The organism is Variovorax sp. Soil_C_17 (assembly GCF_057657265.1).
In genome coordinates this window covers 203,075-218,945 of the sequence record NZ_JBDGIT010000002.1, presented here as the reverse complement: position 1 = coordinate 218,945, position 15,871 = coordinate 203,075, and the positions used below count along the sequence as shown (strand labels likewise).

The following is a 15,871-nucleotide window of genomic DNA, read 5'->3' as shown; positions in this document are numbered from 1 at the left end:
TGATGCGACATATATCGGTGGGTGGCTTCTGGCCGCCAACCTGTGTAGGGGAGTCGCCAAGCTGGTTAAGGCACTGGATTTTGATTCCAGCATGCAAAGGTTCGAATCCTTTCTCCCCTGCCAAATCCTCACATTCACGAGAGTATTGGCGGCCCCTCAAACGGGCCATTTCCTTTTTTGCCGGGACGCTCATGCAGGCTCACCATCCTGATTTCATGGTTTTCACCGGCAATGCCAACCCGGGCCTTGCCGCCGAGATCGCCCAGAACCTGGGCACCTCCCTGGGCGCCGCCCGCGTCGGCCGCTTCTCCGACGGCGAAGTCACCGTCGAGATCAATCAGAACGTGCGTGCGCGCGACGTGTTCGTGGTCCAGTCCACCTGCGCGCCGACCAACGAAAACCTGATGGAGCTGCTCATCATGGTCGACGCGCTCAAGCGCGCTTCGGCCGAGCGCATCAGTGCCGTCATTCCCTACTTCGGCTATGCGCGCCAGGACCGCCGTCCGCGCTCGAGCCGGGTGCCGATCTCGGCCAAGGTGGTGGCCAACCTGCTCGAAACGGTGGGCGTGGCCCGCGTGCTGACCATGGACCTGCACGCCGACCAGATCCAGGGCTTCTTCGACATCCCGGTCGACAACATCTACGCCTCGCCCGTGCTGCTGGGCGACTTGCGCCTGAAGAATTACGAGGACTTGATCGTGGTCTCGCCGGACGTCGGCGGTGTGGTGCGCGCCCGCGCACTGGCCAAGCAGCTCGACTGCGACCTCGCCATCATCGACAAGCGACGCCCTCGCGCCAACGTGAGCGAGGTCATGCACGTGATCGGCGAAATCGATGGCCGCAACTGCGTGATCATGGACGACATGATCGATACCGCCGGCACGCTGGTGAAGGCGGCCGAGGTGCTGAAGGAACGCGGCGCCAAGAAGGTCTACGCCTATTGCACGCACCCGATCTTCTCGGGCCCCGCGATCGAGCGCATCGCCAAGGGCAGCGCCCTCGACGAAGTGGTCGTGACCAACACGATCCCGCTCAACGACGGCGCAACGGGCTGCACCAAGATCCGCCAACTCTCCGTGGCGCCGCTGATCGCGGAAACGATCCAGCGCATCGCCAAGGGCGAGTCCGTCATGAGTTTGTTCTCGGACCAGGAGAACCTCTTCTGAGGGTTCTTCAGGCCTGAGCAAGAAGCCGGGCGCCCTCCGCGGCGCCCTTTTTGAAACCGGAGTCGCACTGGTCGCGGTCGACTTCCACAGGAGTGAGTCATGAAATTCGTCGCTTACGAGCGCGCCAAGCAGGGCACGGGTGCGAGCCGCCGTCTCCGCATTTCGGGCAAGACGCCCGGTATCGTCTATGGGGGCGACGGCCAGCCCCAGCTGATCGAGCTCGATCACAACGCGCTGTGGCATGCGCTCAAGAAGGAAGCGTTTCACTCGTCCATCCTCGAGATGGAACTGGGCGGCGCCACCAGCAAGGTGCTGCTGCGCGACGTGCAGTACCACCCCTTCCGCCCGCTGGTGCAGCACGTGGACTTCCAGCGGGTCGATGCCCGCACGCGCATGACCGTCAAGGTGCCGCTGCACTTCAAGGGCGAGGAAGAGTCCACCGCCGTCAAGCTGGACCACAACCTCGTGAACCACGTGATGACCGAACTCGAGGTCAATTGCCTGCCCGCCGACCTCCCCGAGTTCATCGAGGTGGACCTCACCGGCCTGACCAAGAACGCGACGCTGCACGTCAGCGACATCAAGCTGCCCAAGGGCCTGAAGTACATCAGCCACGGCAGGGGCAACCCGGTGGTGGTGTCGGCCGTGTCGCCGCTGGTGGCCGAAGAAGCCGCGCCTGCGGAAGGTGCCGCCGAAGGCGCCCCGGCCGCCGCCAAGACGGACGCCAAAGCGCCCGCCAAGGCGCCCGCCAAGAAGAAGTAATCGCGCAGCGAGCCTGCTTCGCCCTCACGGCCCGCCTCGCGCGGGCCGTTTTTATTTTGGCGAGCGGCGACCCGATAATCCCGCCCCATGATCAAGTTGTTCGTCGGCCTCGGCAATCCCGGTCCCGAGTACGAAGCCACGCGGCACAACGCCGGCTTCTGGTGGATCGACGCGCTGGCGCGCGAGCGCAAGCTCACGCTGATGCCGGAGCGCAGCTACCACGGGCTGGTGGCCCGCATGCAGGTGGGCGGCCAGCCGGTGTGGCTGCTCGAGCCCCAGACCTTCATGAACCTCTCGGGCAAGTCCGTGGCCGCGCTCGCCCGCTTCTTCAAGATCGAGCCCCACGAGATCCTGGTGGTGCACGACGAGCTCGACGTGGTGCCGGGGCAGGCCAAGCTCAAGCGCGGCGGCAGCCACGCCGGCCACAACGGCCTGCGCGACATCCATGCGCAGCTGGGCACCGGCGACTACTGGCGCCTGCGCCTGGGCATCGGGCATCCGGGCGTGAAGTCCGAGGTGATCGGCTGGGTGCTGAAGAAGCCCCTGAAAGAACAGCGCGAGGCGATCGAGGACGCGATCGCCCGCACGCTGCACGCCTTCCCGGCCCTGGTCGCCGGCGAGATGGACAAGGCGACCCTGCTCATCCACACGAGCAAGCCGCCACGCCCCAAACCGCCGCGGCGCGAGCCGGGCGAAGGCGGACCGCCCGCTCCGGCCTGAGCGCCACCTCCAAAAGGAAAGGGAGAGACAGAAGAATGAAGAACTCGACATCCGGCATCGCCATCCTGGCCATGGCGGCCTGCGCCTTGTGGGCGCCGACCGCAGCCGCGTCCGGCCCCGCCGCTTGGCGCTGTGGCAACACCTACTCCGACCGGCCTTGCCCGGACGGCAAGCCCCTCGCCCTCGACGATGCGCGCGACGCCGCGCAAAAACGGGACGCGGATCGCACGATCCGCGAGGCGCAATCCGCCGGAGACCGGCTGGAACGCGAGCGCCTGCGCCAGGAAAAGGCGCAGGCCGGCCGCCAGCCCACCCTCATCGACAGCAGGCCTGCGGCGCCGAAGCCGGAGGCCGACAGCGCCAAGAAAAAGAAGAAGGGCAAGAAGGAGCCCGATTACTTCAGCGCCCACGACCCGGTGGCGACGGCGAAGAAGAAGGCGGAGAAGGCCGGAAAAGCCGCTCGCCGCAGCGCAGAAAAAAGCTAGGCCTTCGCGGCCGCAGGCGGCTTGCCTTCAGCGCCGGCCGCCTTGGCCGCCGTCAGCCGCTCGAACTTCTGCCACAGCGTCTCTCGGGACTCGACGTGGTCCGGGTTCTTGGGAATGCAAGCCACGGGGCAGATCTGCACGCACTGCGGCTCGTCGAAGTGGCCCACGCATTCGGTGCACTTGTGCGGATCGATCTCGTAGATCTCCTCGCCCATGTAGATCGCATCGTTGGGGCACTCGGGTTCGCAGACGTCGCAGTTGATGCATTCGTCGGTGATCATGAGGGCCATAGGGTCGCATTATCGGCCCCGGGCATGGTCATTGCGTCTGTCGGGTTATGCTGCGGCCCGCCCCATGAGCCTCTTTCTGTTCAAGCGCTTCGTGACGCTGATCGCCACGCTGATCGGCGCCTCCGTCATCGTCTTCCTCGTGCTCGAGATCCTGCCCGGCAACGCCGCGCAGATGCTCATGGGCCCCGATGCCTCGCCTGAAGCGGTCGCGGCCCTGGCCACCAAGCTGGGACTGGACCAGCCCGCCTGGACCCGCTACTGGCACTGGGTCGGCGGCCTGCTCACCGGCAACCTCGGCGACAGCTACGCCTACAGCGCCCCGGTGGTCGAGCTGATCCTCGAGCGGCTCACGCTGACCGTGCCCCTGGCCCTGCTCGCAATGGCCTTCACCACCGTGCTGGCGCTGCTCGTGGGCGTGACCGCCGCGGCGCGCCACAACAAGCTGGGCGACGTCGGCCTGATGGGGCTGACGCAGGTGGGCATCGCGATCCCCAACTTCTGGTTCGCCATCCTGCTGATCCTGGTCTTCTCCGTCCAGTTGCAGTGGTTCTCGGCCGGCGGCTTCGAGGGCTGGGATGACGGCGTGCTCGCCGGGCTCAAGGCGCTGCTGCTGCCCGCCCTCTCGCTCGCGGTGGTGCAGGCCGCGATCCTGGCGCGCATCACCCGCTCGGCGGTGCTGGAGGTGATGCGCGAGGACTTCGTCCGCACTGCGCGCGCCAAAGGCGTCTCCCAACGCGCCGTGCTGTGGACCCATGTGCTGCGCAACGCGCTGATTCCGGTGATCACCGTGATGGGCATGCAGTTCTCCGAGCTGCTCGCCGGCACCATCGTGGTGGAGAACGTGTTCTACCTGCCGGGGCTCGGCCGGCTGATCTTTCAGGCCATCAGCAACCGCGACCTGATCGTGGTGCGCAACTGCGTCATGCTTCTGGCGGCGATGGTGGTCATCGTCAACTTCGTGGTCGATGTGCTCTATGCGGTCATCGATCCACGCATCAAGGCCTCCGACATATGAGCGCCGTTCCCAGCACCGTACCCAGCGCGGCAGCCTTCAAGGTCCCCGGCTTCTGGCGCCGCGCCCTGCATCACCGCAGCTTCGTCATCGGCGGCGTGCTCACGCTGCTGCTGGTCCTGGCCGCCACCGTTTCCCTCGTCTGGACGCCCTGGTCGCCCTACGAGATGAACATGGCCGACAAGCTCAAGCCGCCCACGGCCGCGCACTGGCTGGGCACCGACACGTTCGGCCGCGACGTGGCCTCGCTGCTGCTGGTGGGCGCGCGCGCGTCCATCCTGGTGGGCGTGATCGCGGTCGGCATCGGCCTGGTGGTGGGCACCGCGCTGGGCCTGCTGGCGGCCGCGCGGCGCGGCTGGGTGGAAGAAGCCATCATGCGCTTCGCCGATTTCTCGATGGCCTTCCCCGCCATCCTCTCGGCCATCATGATGACGGCCGTGTTCGGCGCCGGCATCGTCAACGCGATCATCGCCATCGGCATCTACAACATCCCGACCTTCGCGCGCATCACGCGGGCTTCGGCCAATGCCATCTGGTCGCGCGAGTACGTGGCCGCCGCGCGTGCCTGCGGCAAGGGAGCCTTCGCGATCACGATCCAGCATGTGCTGCCCAACATCTCGGCGGTGCTGATCGTGCAGTCCACCATCCGCTTCGCAATCGCGATCCTGGCCGAAGCCGCGCTGTCCTACCTGGGGCTGGGCACGCAGCCTCCCCAGCCGTCGTGGGGCCGCATGCTCAGCGAGGCCCAGACCATGATGTTCCAGGCGCCTTTGCTCGCCGTGTTCCCGGGCATGGCGATCGCGCTCGCCGTGCTCGGCCTCAACCTGCTCGGCGACGGCCTGCGCGATCTGCTCGACCCGCGCCTCGCACGCGCCCGCTGACCTTCGCCCCCCATGCCCCTGCTCGAAGTCGATGACCTCCATGTCCAACTGCAGACGCAGCGCGGCCCGGCCGAGGCGGTGCGCGGCATCGGCTTCATGCTCGAGCGCGGCGAGACGCTGGGCATCGTCGGCGAGTCTGGCTGCGGGAAGTCGATCACGGTGCAGTCGCTGATGGGCCTGCTGCCTTCCACCGCCAAGGTCACCGGCAGCATCCGCTTCGACGGCACCGAGCTCGTCGGCCTGCCGGAGCGCGCGATGTGCGAGATCCGCGGCAATCGCATCGGCATGATCTTCCAGGAGCCGATGACGGCGCTGAACCCGGTCCACACCATCGCGCGCCAGGTCGGCGAGCCTCTTCGGCTGCATCGCGGCCTGTCGCGCGCCGACGCCCGCAAGGAGGCGCTCGCCCTGCTGGAGCGCGTCGGCATCCCCGACGCGGCCTCGCGCCTCGATGCCTACCCCCACCAGTTCTCGGGCGGGCAGCGCCAGCGCATCGGCATCGCGATGGCGCTGGCCTGCGGGCCGGACCTGCTGATCGCCGACGAGCCCACCACCGCGCTGGACGTGACCATCCAGAAGCAGATCCTCGAGCTGATCCAGGGCCTGGTGGACGAGCGCGGCATGGCGCTGATCCTGATTTCGCACGACCTGGGCGTGATCGCGCAGAACGTCTCGAAGATGCTGGTGATGTACGGCGGCAGCGTGGTCGAGAGCGGGCCGACGGCGGCCGTCTTTGCCGAGCGCGCCCACCCCTACACGCAGGGCCTGTTCGCCGCCCGGCCGGCGCTCGGCGCGGCGCGTGGGCAGAAGCTGTCCACCATCCGCGGCAGCGTGCCCGATCTGGTCGACCTGCCGGGCGGCTGCCCCTTTGCCGGACGCTGCCGCTTCACCATCGACGAGTGCCACGCCACGCGACCGCCGCCCACGCCCATGCCGCACGGGCATGAGGTGCGCTGCATCCGCCTGGGCGAGGTGATCGCGCAGGGAGCGCCCGCATGAGCCTGCTTCTCGAAGTCGACGACCTGGTCCGGCACTACAACCTGCCGCGCGAGCGACTCTTCGGTCCACCGCCCACGGTCAAGGCACTCAACGGCGTGAGCTTCAGCCTGCAGCCGGGGCGCAGCATGGGCATCGTCGGCGAGTCGGGCTCGGGCAAGTCGACCATCGCGCGCCTGGTGATGGCGCTCGACGCGCCGACGGCGGGCAAGGTGAAGCTCCTCGGACGCGACCTGCATGCCCTGCCCAGACAAGAGTTGCGCGCCGCGCGCCGCGATGTGCAGATGGTGTTCCAGGACCCCTACGGCTCGCTGGACCCGCGCCAGACCGTGGCACGCATCGTCGCCGAGCCGCTGGAAGCGCTGGCCGAGACCAGCCGCGCCGAGCAGCGCGAGCGCGCCGGCGAATCGCTGGCTGCCGTGGGGCTGCGCAGCGGCGACCTCGACAAGTACCCGCACGAGTTCTCCGGCGGCCAGCGCCAGCGCATCGCGATCGCCCGCGCGCTGATCACGCGACCCAAGCTCATCGTTGCCGACGAGCCGGTGAGCGCGCTCGACGTCTCGGTGCAGGCCCAGGTGCTGAACCTGATGCAGGAGCTGCAGCAGAAGTTCGGCATCAGCTACCTGCTGATCAGCCACGACCTTGCGGTGGTCAACCACCTGTGCGACGAGGTCTGCGTGCTGCACCGCGGCCTCATCGTCGAGCGCGGCGCACCGCAACAGCTGTTCGCGCATGCAGAGCACCCCTACACGCAGGCCCTGCTCGCGGCGGTGCCGCGCGCCGAGCCCGCGGCGCTCGCCTGAGCAGGTGCTTCCCCCGAGCACGCGCCGCCCGCGCATGATGTAACGTCGTCTTTCCCCTTCTCAGCTTTTGCCTGGAGCCTCGACCATGTTGAAACGCCGTACCCTCCTGACCACCGCCGCGCTCGCTGCCGTGCCGCTCTCCCTGCCGCAGGGCGCGCTGGCCCAGGGCCGCAAGGACACGTTGGTGATCGGCATGACGCTCGAGCCGCCGGGCCTGGACCCGACCACCGGCGCGGCATCCGCCATCGCGGAAATCACCCACTACAACATCTACGAGACGCTGACGAAGATCAATGCCGACGGCAAGGTGACGCCACTCCTGGCCGAGAGCTGGGAGGTCTCGCCCGACCTCAGGACCTACACCTTCAAGCTGCGCCGCGGCGTGAAGTTCCAGAACGGCGAGCCGTTCAACGCGCAGGCCGTCAAGTTCTCCTTCGATCGCGCCGGCGCCGAAAAGAGCACGAACAAGGACAAGCGCACCTTCGCCAACCTGAGCACGCAGGTGGTCGACGACCACACGGTGGTGCTGATCAACAAGGAGATCGATCCCGACCTGCCCTTCCTGCTGGGCCAGGCGACGGCCATCATCGTCGAGCCCAAGAGCGCGGACACCAATGCCACCAAGCCCGTCGGCACCGGGCCGTACAAGCTCGACAGCTGGGCCAAGGGCTCCTCGGTCGTCGTGAGCAAGTGGGACGGCTATCGCAATCCCGCTGAGGCCAAGCTCCGGCGCGTCACCTTCCGGTTCATTTCCGACACCGCCGCGCAGGCGGCAGCGCTGATGGCGGGCGATGTCGACGTGTTCAAGCCCATCGGCACGCGCGCGGTGGCGCAGTTCAAGAACAATCCGCAGTTCCAGGTCATCCAGGGCGGCTCGCGCGCCAAGACCATCCTGGCGATCAACAGCAAGAAGAAGCCGCTCAACGATGTGCGCGTGCGCCGCGCCATCCTCGCCGCGATCGACCGCAAGGCGGTGATCGAGGGCGCCGCAGACGGCTTCGGCACACCCATCGGCAGCCACTACGTGCCCGGCGCGCCCGGCTATGTGGATACCACTGCCATCAACCCCTACGACGTCGAGAAGGCCAAGAAACTGCTGGCCGAAGCGGGCGTGAAGACGCCGCTCGAGCTCACGATGACGCTGCCGCCGCCGCCCTATGCGCGCCAAGGCGGGGAAGTGATCGCGGCCGAGCTTGCCAAGATCGGCATCAACGTGAAGATCCAGAACGTCGAATGGGCGCAATGGCTCAGCAACACCTACGGCGGCGCACACGACTACGACCTCACCATCGTGTCGCACGTCGAGCCCTTCGATCTGGGCAACTACGCCAAGCCGGACTACTACTGGGGCTACGACTCCAAGGAATTCACGGCCCTCTACGCGAAGATCAAGAGCACCGCCAACGAGGCCGAGCGCAACAAGCTCCTGGGGGATGCGCAGAAGCTGCTGGCCACCGACGCAGCGAACGGATTCCTCTATCAGCCCCAATTTCCCAGCGTCGCCAAGAAGGGCGTCAAGGGGCTCTGGAAGGAAAGCCCGATCTTCGTCAACGACCTTGCCGCGCTGTCCTGGTCGTGAGCAAGGCGCTGCACGACCTGTCGGCACGGGAGCTGCTCGACGCCTACCGCAACGCCAGCCTCTCGCCGGTCGAGGTCACGCGCGCGGTGCTCGACCACATCGCGCGCTGGGAACCGAAGCTGCAGGCCACCTGGCTGCTGCGTCCCGAGGCCGCGCTCGAGCAGGCGCGCGCCTCCGAGGCGCGCTGGCGACGCGGCGAGCCGCTGGGCCTGCTCGACGGCGTGCCGACCACGATCAAGGAAAACATCGCCACCCGCGGCGACCCGATGCCCGCCGGCACGGCAGCGGTCGAGCTGCGGCCTGCAGCCACCGACGCGCCGCCGGCCGCGCGGCTGAAGGAAGCGGGCGCGGTGATCGTCTCGAAGACCACCATGCCCGACTACGGCATGCTGTCCTCCGGCCTTTCGAGCTTCCACACGCTGGCGCGCAACCCCTGGGACCTGACGAAGACGCCGGGAGGTTCGAGCGCCGGCGCCGGCGCCGCCGCGGCGGCCGGCTACGGCCCGCTGCACATCGGCACCGACATCGGCGGCTCGCTCAGGCTGCCGGCCAGCTGGTGCGGCATCTTCACGCTCAAGCCCAGCCTGGGCCGCATCCCGATCGACCCGCCCTACATGGGCCGCGCCGCCGGTCCGATGACGCGCAGCGTCGCCGACGCCGCACTCATGATGCAGGTGCTGGCCCAGCCCGACGCGCGCGACAGCATGAGCCTGCCGGCGCAGGACATCGCCTGGTCGTCCTTCGATGTGGGCGCGGAGCATCTGCGCGGCCTGCGCGTCGGCCTGCTGCTCGACGCGGGCTGCGGCCTCGCTGTCGACGCCGAGATCCGTGCGGCCGTCGAGGAAGCGGCCCGCCTCTTCGAGCGGGCTGGTGCCGCCGTGGAGATCCTGCAGCCCTTCATGTCGCAGGCCATGCTCGACGGGATGGACCACCTCTGGCGCATGCGCTCGCTGGTGGACATCAATGCCTTGCCGGCGGAGCGGCGTGCCAAGGTGCTGCCCTACGTCCGCGCCTGGGCCGAGAGCGCAGCCGGCTTCAGCGGCGAGCATGTGTTCCGGGCCTTCAGCCAGTTCCACGCGACGCGCGTGGCGGCGGTGTCGGCCTGTGCGAAGGTCGATTACGTCATCTCGCCCACCGCGCCCAACCTGCCGTCCGACGCCGAACTGCCCTCGCCCACCAACGATCCGCTGCGGCCGCTGGAGCACATCGGCTTCACCGTGCCCTTCAACATGTCGGAGCAGCCGGCGGCGTCGATCAACTGCGGCTACAGCCGCGCAGGCCTGCCGATCGGCCTGCAGATCGCGGGCCATCGCTTCGACGACCTGGGCGTGCTGAAGGTCTCGCGGGCCTTCGAGCTGATCCGCGGACCGCAACGGCCCTGGCCGCAGCCGCCCGGCGCCTGAAGCGCGTCCGGCATTCCAAAACGGGCTGGGAGCCAGCAGTTCGCGTGCACGCATCGCGAACGCGAGGCCGGTGTCTGGGCACAATGCGCCCATGCAAGACAGCCTGGGCAATCCGATCACCCTCGCCGACCCAGCCAGCCAACGCGCGGTCAACGACTTCGTCGAGGGCTTCATCGCCTGCGAGGCGCGCGCCGCCGACGTCCTCTCGGCAGCGGAGGACGACAGCCCCCTCGTGCAGGCCTACTGCGCGACGCTGCACCTCTTCGCCGAGTCGCGCGATGCAGCCGCCAATGCGCGCCCCTTCATCGAACGCGCGCAGGCCGGCGCCGTGCGCGCCACCCCACGCGAGCGGCGCTACATCGAGGCGATCGCGGCCTGGGCCGAGGGCGACATCGCGCGTGCGATCGCCTTGCATCAGGAGCAGGCCCGCGAGCACCCGCGCGACCTGGCCTCGCTCAAGCTGGGGCAGTACCACTGCTTCAACATCGGCGACTGTCCCGGCATGCTGCGGCTCGCGCTGGCGGCGCTGCCGACCGCCGCAGACGTGCCCTACCTGCACGGCATGGCGGCCTTCGGCTATGAGCAATGCCACCGGATGCGCGAGGCCGAGGCCAGCGCGCGCCGTGCGATCGCGATGGAGCGCAAGGAGCCCTGGGCCCACCATGCGCTCGGCCATGTGATGCTGACCGAGGGCCGGCTCGCCGAGGGCCTGGATTTCATGCGGGGCGTGAGCGATACCTGGGTCGGCCTCAACTCCTTCATGGTCACCCACAACTGGTGGCACGTGGCGCTGTTCCTCATCGACCTCGGCCGCGATGCGGAGGCGCTCGCGGTCTACGACGAGCAGGTCTGGGGCGTGGTCAAGGAGTATTCGCAGGACCAGATCGGTGCCGTGTCGCTGCTGGCGCGGCTCGAGCTCGCGGGCATCGACGTGGGCGAGCGCTGGCAGGCGCTGGCCGGCTACCTGGCGCAACGCCTCGACGATCACGTGCTGCCCTTCCTCGACCTGCAATACCTCTACGGACTGGCACGCGCCGGCCAGCCCGAGGCCGAACGCCTGCTTCTCCATATCGAGGCTTTCGCGCCGCGGGCCCCGCTTTCGACGCGGGCCGCCTGGCAGCGCGTCGCCGTGCCGGCTGCGCGCGGCCTGCTGGCCCACGCGCGCGGCGACGCCGCCGGCGCCATCGAAGGGCTAGGCCTGGCGCTGCCGCGCCTGATGGAAATCGGCGGCAGCCATGCGCAGCGGGACCTTTTCGAGCAGCTGTACCTCGATGCACTGATCGCCAGCGGCACCCCAGCCGCGCTGGCGAGCGCCCAGGGGCTGCTGCAGCAGCAGGTCAACGCCCAGCCGGAGTCGCTGCGCCTGCGGCGCCAAGCCGACGCGGTCTACGCGGCACTGCGACTGCCGCAACTGGTTTCCAATGCCACGCCCGCCTGATCTCCCGAGGGGCCCATCCCCTCGTGGCCGTGGCGCTGGGCGATTGGTGCGCCCCGCCTAAAACCCCGGACTGCGCTCAGTGCGCGGCCCGGTGCCACCAGCGGCTGTATTCCTCGTCGGTCAACAGCGTCCACGCCGCAAGCACCAGCACCACCAGGCCCGTGATGACCGCGGTGAGCATGGCGTCGGCATTGCCGTTGAAGCGCAGCACCCAGGGCGATGCCATCAGCCACAGGCCGAGCGCCGCTTCGGTCCACTCTTCCCAGGCGCGGGGAAGCAGCATGGCGCCGAGTGCGGCGGCGATCAGCGCGATGCCGACGATCACCGCATTGGGCATCGCGGCCGCGTGGCCGTCATAGCCGAGGATCCACGGTGAAAGAAGCAGCCAGACACCCAGCGCCCCGTTCACAGGGTCTTGCCAATGTTTCAGCTGGAACATGGTTCATACCTCCTGCCGGCGGAAGCCGGTCCTGCTTGGAGCGTTGCGCCCATTCGCAGGTTCCGGGCGCGTCCGTTCCCCCACAAATCGTCGCGAAAGGAGCATCATCCGGGCTGAAGAACCCACGGTACGGGCTCACAGCGAGGCAGGCGTGGCAAGGCTCAGGACGGTCTTCTGGCTCGGCGCGGGGCTCGCCGCGATGGCTGCGCTCGTCGCCGTCACCGTGGACGAGCTCAGGACTTCGAGGCTGCAGTCGGCCTTTTGGCGCGACTTGGGGCGCGATGCACGCTTCAGCATGGAGGCCGGTCCCAGCGACACCATCCGCTTCCCGCGTTCAGGACCCTACGACGAGCGGCTCGGCTATCGCCAGCTGCCCCGGTTCATCGAGCGCCTGGAGGCCCGCGGCTACGAGGTGACGCAGCAGGCCCGCATGTCGCCGCGGCTGATCGAGCTGCACGAACACAGCCTCTACGGCCCGTACCGCGAGAAGAACCAGGCCGGCCTGACGGTGCGCGACTGCCGCGCCCGCACCCTGTCGCAAACGCGCGTGCCCGAGCGCGTGTACGAGCGTTTCGAGGAGGTCCCGCCGCTGCTGGTGGACGCGCTGCTCTTCGTCGAAGACCGCCACCTGCTGGACGCGCAACCGGCCCAGCGCAATCCGGCGGTCGACCCGGAGCGCTTCGCGAAGGCGACGCTGGAGCAGCTGCACCGGGCGGTCGGCGCGCGGCAATCGGCGTCCGGCGGAAGCACGCTGGCCACCCAGATCGAGAAGTACCGCCACTCGCCCCAGGGCCGCACCCAGTCGATCGGCGACAAGCTGCGCCAGATGGCGTCGGCCTCGCTGCGCGCCTACCAGGAAGGCGAGGACACGCAGGCGCGGCGGCGCCAGGTGGTGGTCGACTATCTGGACACGGTGCCGCTGGCCGCGCGGCCCGGTTTCGGCGAGGTGCATGGCCTTGGCGACGGCCTGTGGGCCTGGTACGGCCGAGACGTGCGCGAAGTCAACCGGCTGCTGTCCGACAACGCGGAGGGAGCGCCCCCCTCCGACGAGGTGCTGCGGCGCCAGGCCGAGGCCTTCAAGCAGGCGCTGTCGCTGATGATCGCGCAGCGCCGGCCCTCCCAGCACCTGCTGAACAACGGCGAGAGCCTGGCGCGGCTCACCGACAGCTACCTGCGGCTGATGGCCGAGGCGGGCGTGATCGCGCCCTCCCTGCGCGATGCGGCGCTGCAAGTCACCCTGCAGCGGCAGGCCGGGCGGCCGGCCACGCCGCGGCCCGACTTCGTCGAGCGCAAGGGCTTGAACGCCGTGCGCGGCGAAGTGTCCGCCCTGCTCGGCGTGCCGCGTGCCTACGATCTCGAGCGGCTCGACCTCGAGGTGGACGGCAGCATGGACAGCGAGGCGCAGGCGATCGCGGCAGGCGCGCTCGCCGCACTGCGCACGCCGGCAGGCGCCAAGGCGGCGGGGCTGTACGGCCATCACCTGCTCGACCCCGGCGACGACCCGCGCCACCTGGTCTACAGCTTCACGCTGTACGAGCGCGGCGCGCACGCCAACCTGCCGCGCATCCAGGCCGACAACATCGACCAGCCCTTCGACGTGAACCAGGGCGCGCGCCTGGACCTCGGCTCCACGGCCAAGCTGCGCACGCTGGTGAGCTACCTCGAGCTCGTCGCCGAGCTGCACGAGCGCTGGGCCGGGCGCGATGCGTCCGCCATCGCCGCATGGACGCCGAGCAAGCGCGATCCGCTGGGCGCCTGGGCGCGCGACTACCTGCTGCGCACCCGGGATCGCAGCCTCGCTGCGATGCTGGAGGCGGCCATGCAGCGCCGCTACTCGGCAGGCGAGGGAGAGGCCTTCTTCACCGGCGGCGGCCTGCACAGCTTCAGCAATTTCGATCGCACACGCGGCGGGCCGATGACGGTGCAGGAAGCCTTCAGGCACTCGGTCAACCTGGTGTTCATCCGCGTGATGCGCGACATCGTGCGCCACCGGATGTACGGCGACGAGGCGGCCGGGCGCAGCATGCTGGAAGATCCTTCGGACCCGGGCCGGCGGGAGATGCTGGTGTTCTTCGCCGACCGCGAAGGCTCGGCCTATCTGACGCGCTTTTATCGGAAGTACGCGGGCAAGTCGCCTGCCGAGGCCGAAAGGCTGCTGCTGAAGGGCGTGCGCCCCTCGGCGCCGCGCCTCGCGAGCGTGCTGTTCACCCTCGAGCCCCAGGCCAGCGAGGCGCAGCTCGAAGAACTGCTCACGCAGCGCCTCGGACGCGGGCCCGGTTCGCCGCGCGCGCTGCGCACGATGCACAAGACCTACGCGGCCCTCTCCCTGGCCGATCGCGGCTACGTGGCGGGCGTCCATCCGCTGGAGCTCTGGCTGGTCGGCTACCTGCGGCGCCACCCCGGCGCGAGCTTGGCCGAGGCGCTGGACGCAAGCGTGCAGGAGCGGCAGGACGCTTACGCCTGGCTCTTCAGGACGCGCCACAAGAGTGCGCAGGATCGGCGCATCCGCGAGTTGATCGAGCGCGATGCCTTCGCCCAGATCCACCGCTCATGGCAGCGCCTGGGCTATCCGTTCGCCTCGCTGACGCCTTCGTACGCGAGCGCGATCGGCGCCTCGGGCGACAGGCCGGGGGCCCTGGCCGAATTGATGGGCATCCTGGCCAACGACGGCCGGCGGCTGCCGCAGCAACGCGTGAGCGCGCTGCACTTCGCACGCGACATGCCTTACGAGACACGCCTCGAGCAGCGCGGCGAGGCGCCGCAACAGCTGCTGGCGCCGGAGGTGGCGCAGGCCGCGCGCCGCGCGCTGCTCGACGTGGTGAACAACGGGACCGCACGCCGCCTCAAGGAGGCAGTCCGGGATGCGAAGGGGCAGGCCATCGAGATCGCCGGCAAGACCGGCACCGGCGACCACCGCTTCCAGGTGATCGGACGCGGCGGACGCGTGATCGCCGAGCGCAAGGTCGAACGCACGGCCACCTTCGTCTTCACGTTGGGCGACCGCTACTTCGGCACGCTCGTGGCCTACGTGCGCGAGCCGCATGCGGCGCGCTACCGCTTCACCAGTGCGCTGCCGGTGCAGCTGCTGAAGTCGATGGCGCCGCAGCTGCTGCCGGTGCTCCTGCGCGAGGGCTGCGCCGCCGATCGAGGTTCATGACTTGCGCAGATGGCGCCCCTGGTCGTAACTGGGCTGTGCCGGCAGGCCGTCGAGGTGCGCCGTGTCGGCCCAGTCGATGATCTCGATCTGCGCAGGCCTCGCGGCGTCGGCGATGCGGATGCGGTTGAAGCCTGCATTGGGAATCGCGCTCTGGCGCGGTCCGTTGAGGCCCAGGCCCTTCACCGTGCGCCAGACCATGTCGAGCACGCCGCCGTGCGTCACCACCATCACGGTCTGCTGCTGGTGCGCGGCTGCGATGCGGCCCAGGACTTCGATGACGCGTGCGTGAAACTCGCGCGGCGACTCGCCCTCGGGCATGCGATGGTCCTCGTTGAACTGGAGCCAGTCTTCCCATGCGCGCGGATGCAGGCGCTGGATCTCTTCGGCGTTCATGCCTTCGACGATGCCGAAGCTCTGCTCGCGCAGCGCCACCGAACCGACGATGTCGAGCCCGAGCTGCTGCGCGGCCGGCGCGGCGGTCTGCTGCGCGCGCATGAGGTCGCTGCTGACGAGGAACTGGACCGATTCGCGCGCGAGCCGCAGGCCGAGCCGGCGTGCCTGCTCGTGGCCGGTGTCGTTGAGGGGAACGTCGATGTGGCCCTGGAAGCGCAGCTCGCGATTCCAGTCGGTTTCGCCGTGGCGGATCAGGATGAGTTCGGTGGACATGGAGTGGGGCTATTGTCTTCGCAATAGATGTCGGCGCAGCGGCATCGGGCATCGGCGCGCCGATCGCAGAGAAT

General features: G+C 68.9%; 15 protein-coding genes and 1 tRNA gene. 13 read left to right on the top strand and 3 right to left on the bottom strand.

Going from position 1 to position 15,871, the window contains the following annotated elements; genetic code table 11:
• The first annotated feature begins 46 nt into the window (after positions 1-46).
• The 5 genes from AC3A6Y_RS09735 (at position 47) to AC3A6Y_RS09715 (ending at position 3,133) form a co-directional block, all read left to right on the top strand.
• A tRNA-Gln gene (locus tag AC3A6Y_RS09735) sits at positions 47-123 on the top strand.
• Positions 124-191: 68 nt separating this feature from the next.
• Positions 192-1,166: a ribose-phosphate pyrophosphokinase gene (locus AC3A6Y_RS09730; RefSeq protein ID WP_106557455.1), complete on the top strand. Its 975-nt coding sequence runs from the start codon at positions 192-194 to the stop codon at positions 1,164-1,166.
• A 99-nt stretch (positions 1,167-1,265) separates the two neighbouring features.
• Positions 1,266-1,928, top strand: a complete 663-nt coding sequence (locus AC3A6Y_RS09725) for a 50S ribosomal protein L25/general stress protein Ctc (protein ID WP_487868024.1) — start codon at positions 1,266-1,268, stop codon at positions 1,926-1,928.
• Positions 1,929-2,015: 87 nt separating this feature from the next.
• Positions 2,016-2,648, top strand: a complete 633-nt coding sequence (gene pth, locus AC3A6Y_RS09720) for an aminoacyl-tRNA hydrolase (protein ID WP_487868023.1) — start codon at positions 2,016-2,018, stop codon at positions 2,646-2,648.
• Between the two features lie 35 nt (positions 2,649-2,683).
• Positions 2,684-3,133, top strand: a complete 450-nt coding sequence (locus AC3A6Y_RS09715) for a hypothetical protein (RefSeq protein WP_487868022.1) — start codon at positions 2,684-2,686, stop codon at positions 3,131-3,133.
• Here AC3A6Y_RS09715 and AC3A6Y_RS09710 read toward each other — a convergent pair.
• The gene (locus AC3A6Y_RS09710; protein ID WP_487868021.1) at positions 3,130-3,423 is read right to left on the bottom strand and encodes a YfhL family 4Fe-4S dicluster ferredoxin; all 294 of its coding nucleotides are present in this window, start codon (positions 3,421-3,423) and stop codon (positions 3,130-3,132) included. The genes AC3A6Y_RS09715 and AC3A6Y_RS09710 overlap by 4 nt on opposite strands.
• Before the next feature lie 64 nt (positions 3,424-3,487).
• Between AC3A6Y_RS09710 and AC3A6Y_RS09705 the strand changes: the two genes are divergently transcribed.
• The 7 genes from AC3A6Y_RS09705 to AC3A6Y_RS09675 all read left to right on the top strand — a co-directional run bounded on the left by AC3A6Y_RS09705 (position 3,488) and on the right by AC3A6Y_RS09675 (position 11,535).
• Positions 3,488-4,438 (top strand): ABC transporter permease, encoded by a 951-nt coding sequence (locus AC3A6Y_RS09705; RefSeq protein ID WP_487868020.1) that lies wholly within the window; start codon positions 3,488-3,490, stop codon positions 4,436-4,438.
• The gene (locus AC3A6Y_RS09700) at positions 4,435-5,316 is read left to right on the top strand and encodes an ABC transporter permease (RefSeq protein WP_487868019.1); all 882 of its coding nucleotides are present in this window, start codon (positions 4,435-4,437) and stop codon (positions 5,314-5,316) included. Before AC3A6Y_RS09705 ends, AC3A6Y_RS09700 begins: the two co-directional genes overlap by 4 nt.
• A gap of 12 nt (positions 5,317-5,328) precedes the next feature.
• Complete coding sequence (locus tag AC3A6Y_RS09695; protein WP_487868018.1) at positions 5,329-6,315, top strand: ABC transporter ATP-binding protein; 987 nt, start codon at positions 5,329-5,331, stop codon at positions 6,313-6,315.
• Complete coding sequence (locus AC3A6Y_RS09690) at positions 6,312-7,115, top strand: ATP-binding cassette domain-containing protein (protein ID WP_487868017.1); 804 nt, start codon at positions 6,312-6,314, stop codon at positions 7,113-7,115. Before AC3A6Y_RS09695 ends, AC3A6Y_RS09690 begins: the two co-directional genes overlap by 4 nt.
• Before the next feature lie 85 nt (positions 7,116-7,200).
• Complete coding sequence (locus AC3A6Y_RS09685) at positions 7,201-8,694, top strand: ABC transporter substrate-binding protein (RefSeq protein WP_487868016.1); 1,494 nt, start codon at positions 7,201-7,203, stop codon at positions 8,692-8,694.
• Complete coding sequence (locus AC3A6Y_RS09680; RefSeq protein WP_487868015.1) at positions 8,691-10,097, top strand: amidase; 1,407 nt, start codon at positions 8,691-8,693, stop codon at positions 10,095-10,097. The genes AC3A6Y_RS09685 and AC3A6Y_RS09680 overlap by 4 nt, the downstream gene beginning before the upstream one ends.
• Before the next feature lie 91 nt (positions 10,098-10,188).
• Complete coding sequence (locus tag AC3A6Y_RS09675; protein ID WP_487868014.1) at positions 10,189-11,535, top strand: tetratricopeptide repeat protein; 1,347 nt, start codon at positions 10,189-10,191, stop codon at positions 11,533-11,535.
• A gap of 76 nt (positions 11,536-11,611) precedes the next feature.
• Here the strand turns inward: AC3A6Y_RS09675 and AC3A6Y_RS09670 are convergent, their stop codons facing one another.
• The gene (locus AC3A6Y_RS09670; protein WP_487868013.1) at positions 11,612-11,974 is read right to left on the bottom strand and encodes an SPW repeat protein; all 363 of its coding nucleotides are present in this window, start codon (positions 11,972-11,974) and stop codon (positions 11,612-11,614) included.
• 199 nt (positions 11,975-12,173) lie between these two features.
• Between AC3A6Y_RS09670 and AC3A6Y_RS09665 the strand changes: the two genes are divergently transcribed.
• On the top strand, positions 12,174-15,131 hold the full coding sequence (locus AC3A6Y_RS09665) for a transglycosylase domain-containing protein (RefSeq protein ID WP_487869039.1): 2,958 nt from the start codon (positions 12,174-12,176) through the stop codon (positions 15,129-15,131).
• Here AC3A6Y_RS09665 and AC3A6Y_RS09660 read toward each other — a convergent pair.
• Positions 15,126-15,797, bottom strand: a complete 672-nt coding sequence (locus AC3A6Y_RS09660) for a histidine phosphatase family protein (RefSeq protein ID WP_487868012.1) — start codon at positions 15,795-15,797, stop codon at positions 15,126-15,128. The genes AC3A6Y_RS09665 and AC3A6Y_RS09660 overlap by 6 nt on opposite strands.
• Positions 15,798-15,871: the final 74 nt, after the last annotated feature.

What these genes read in the sequence shown, in the direction of transcription:
- AC3A6Y_RS09670 (WP_487868013.1), bottom strand. Translation starts at nt 11,974, where the DNA reads ATGTTCCAGCTGAAACATTGGCAAGACCCTGTGAACGGGGCGCTGGGT.
- AC3A6Y_RS09660 (WP_487868012.1), bottom strand. Translation starts at nt 15,797, where the DNA reads ATGTCCACCGAACTCATCCTGATCCGCCACGGCGAAACCGACTGGAAT.
- AC3A6Y_RS09730 (WP_106557455.1), top strand. Translation starts at nt 192, where the DNA reads ATGCAGGCTCACCATCCTGATTTCATGGTTTTCACCGGCAATGCCAAC.
- AC3A6Y_RS09715 (WP_487868022.1), top strand. Translation starts at nt 2,684, where the DNA reads ATGAAGAACTCGACATCCGGCATCGCCATCCTGGCCATGGCGGCCTGC.
- pth (WP_487868023.1), top strand. Translation starts at nt 2,016, where the DNA reads ATGATCAAGTTGTTCGTCGGCCTCGGCAATCCCGGTCCCGAGTACGAA.
- AC3A6Y_RS09690 (WP_487868017.1), top strand. Translation starts at nt 6,312, where the DNA reads ATGAGCCTGCTTCTCGAAGTCGACGACCTGGTCCGGCACTACAACCTG.
- AC3A6Y_RS09685 (WP_487868016.1), top strand. Translation starts at nt 7,201, where the DNA reads ATGTTGAAACGCCGTACCCTCCTGACCACCGCCGCGCTCGCTGCCGTG.
- AC3A6Y_RS09705 (WP_487868020.1), top strand. Translation starts at nt 3,488, where the DNA reads ATGAGCCTCTTTCTGTTCAAGCGCTTCGTGACGCTGATCGCCACGCTG.
- AC3A6Y_RS09675 (WP_487868014.1), top strand. Translation starts at nt 10,189, where the DNA reads ATGCAAGACAGCCTGGGCAATCCGATCACCCTCGCCGACCCAGCCAGC.
- AC3A6Y_RS09695 (WP_487868018.1), top strand. Translation starts at nt 5,329, where the DNA reads ATGCCCCTGCTCGAAGTCGATGACCTCCATGTCCAACTGCAGACGCAG.
- AC3A6Y_RS09710 (WP_487868021.1), bottom strand. Translation starts at nt 3,423, where the DNA reads ATGGCCCTCATGATCACCGACGAATGCATCAACTGCGACGTCTGCGAA.
- AC3A6Y_RS09725 (WP_487868024.1), top strand. Translation starts at nt 1,266, where the DNA reads ATGAAATTCGTCGCTTACGAGCGCGCCAAGCAGGGCACGGGTGCGAGC.
- AC3A6Y_RS09700 (WP_487868019.1), top strand. Translation starts at nt 4,435, where the DNA reads ATGAGCGCCGTTCCCAGCACCGTACCCAGCGCGGCAGCCTTCAAGGTC.
- AC3A6Y_RS09665 (WP_487869039.1), top strand. Translation starts at nt 12,174, where the DNA reads ATGGCTGCGCTCGTCGCCGTCACCGTGGACGAGCTCAGGACTTCGAGG.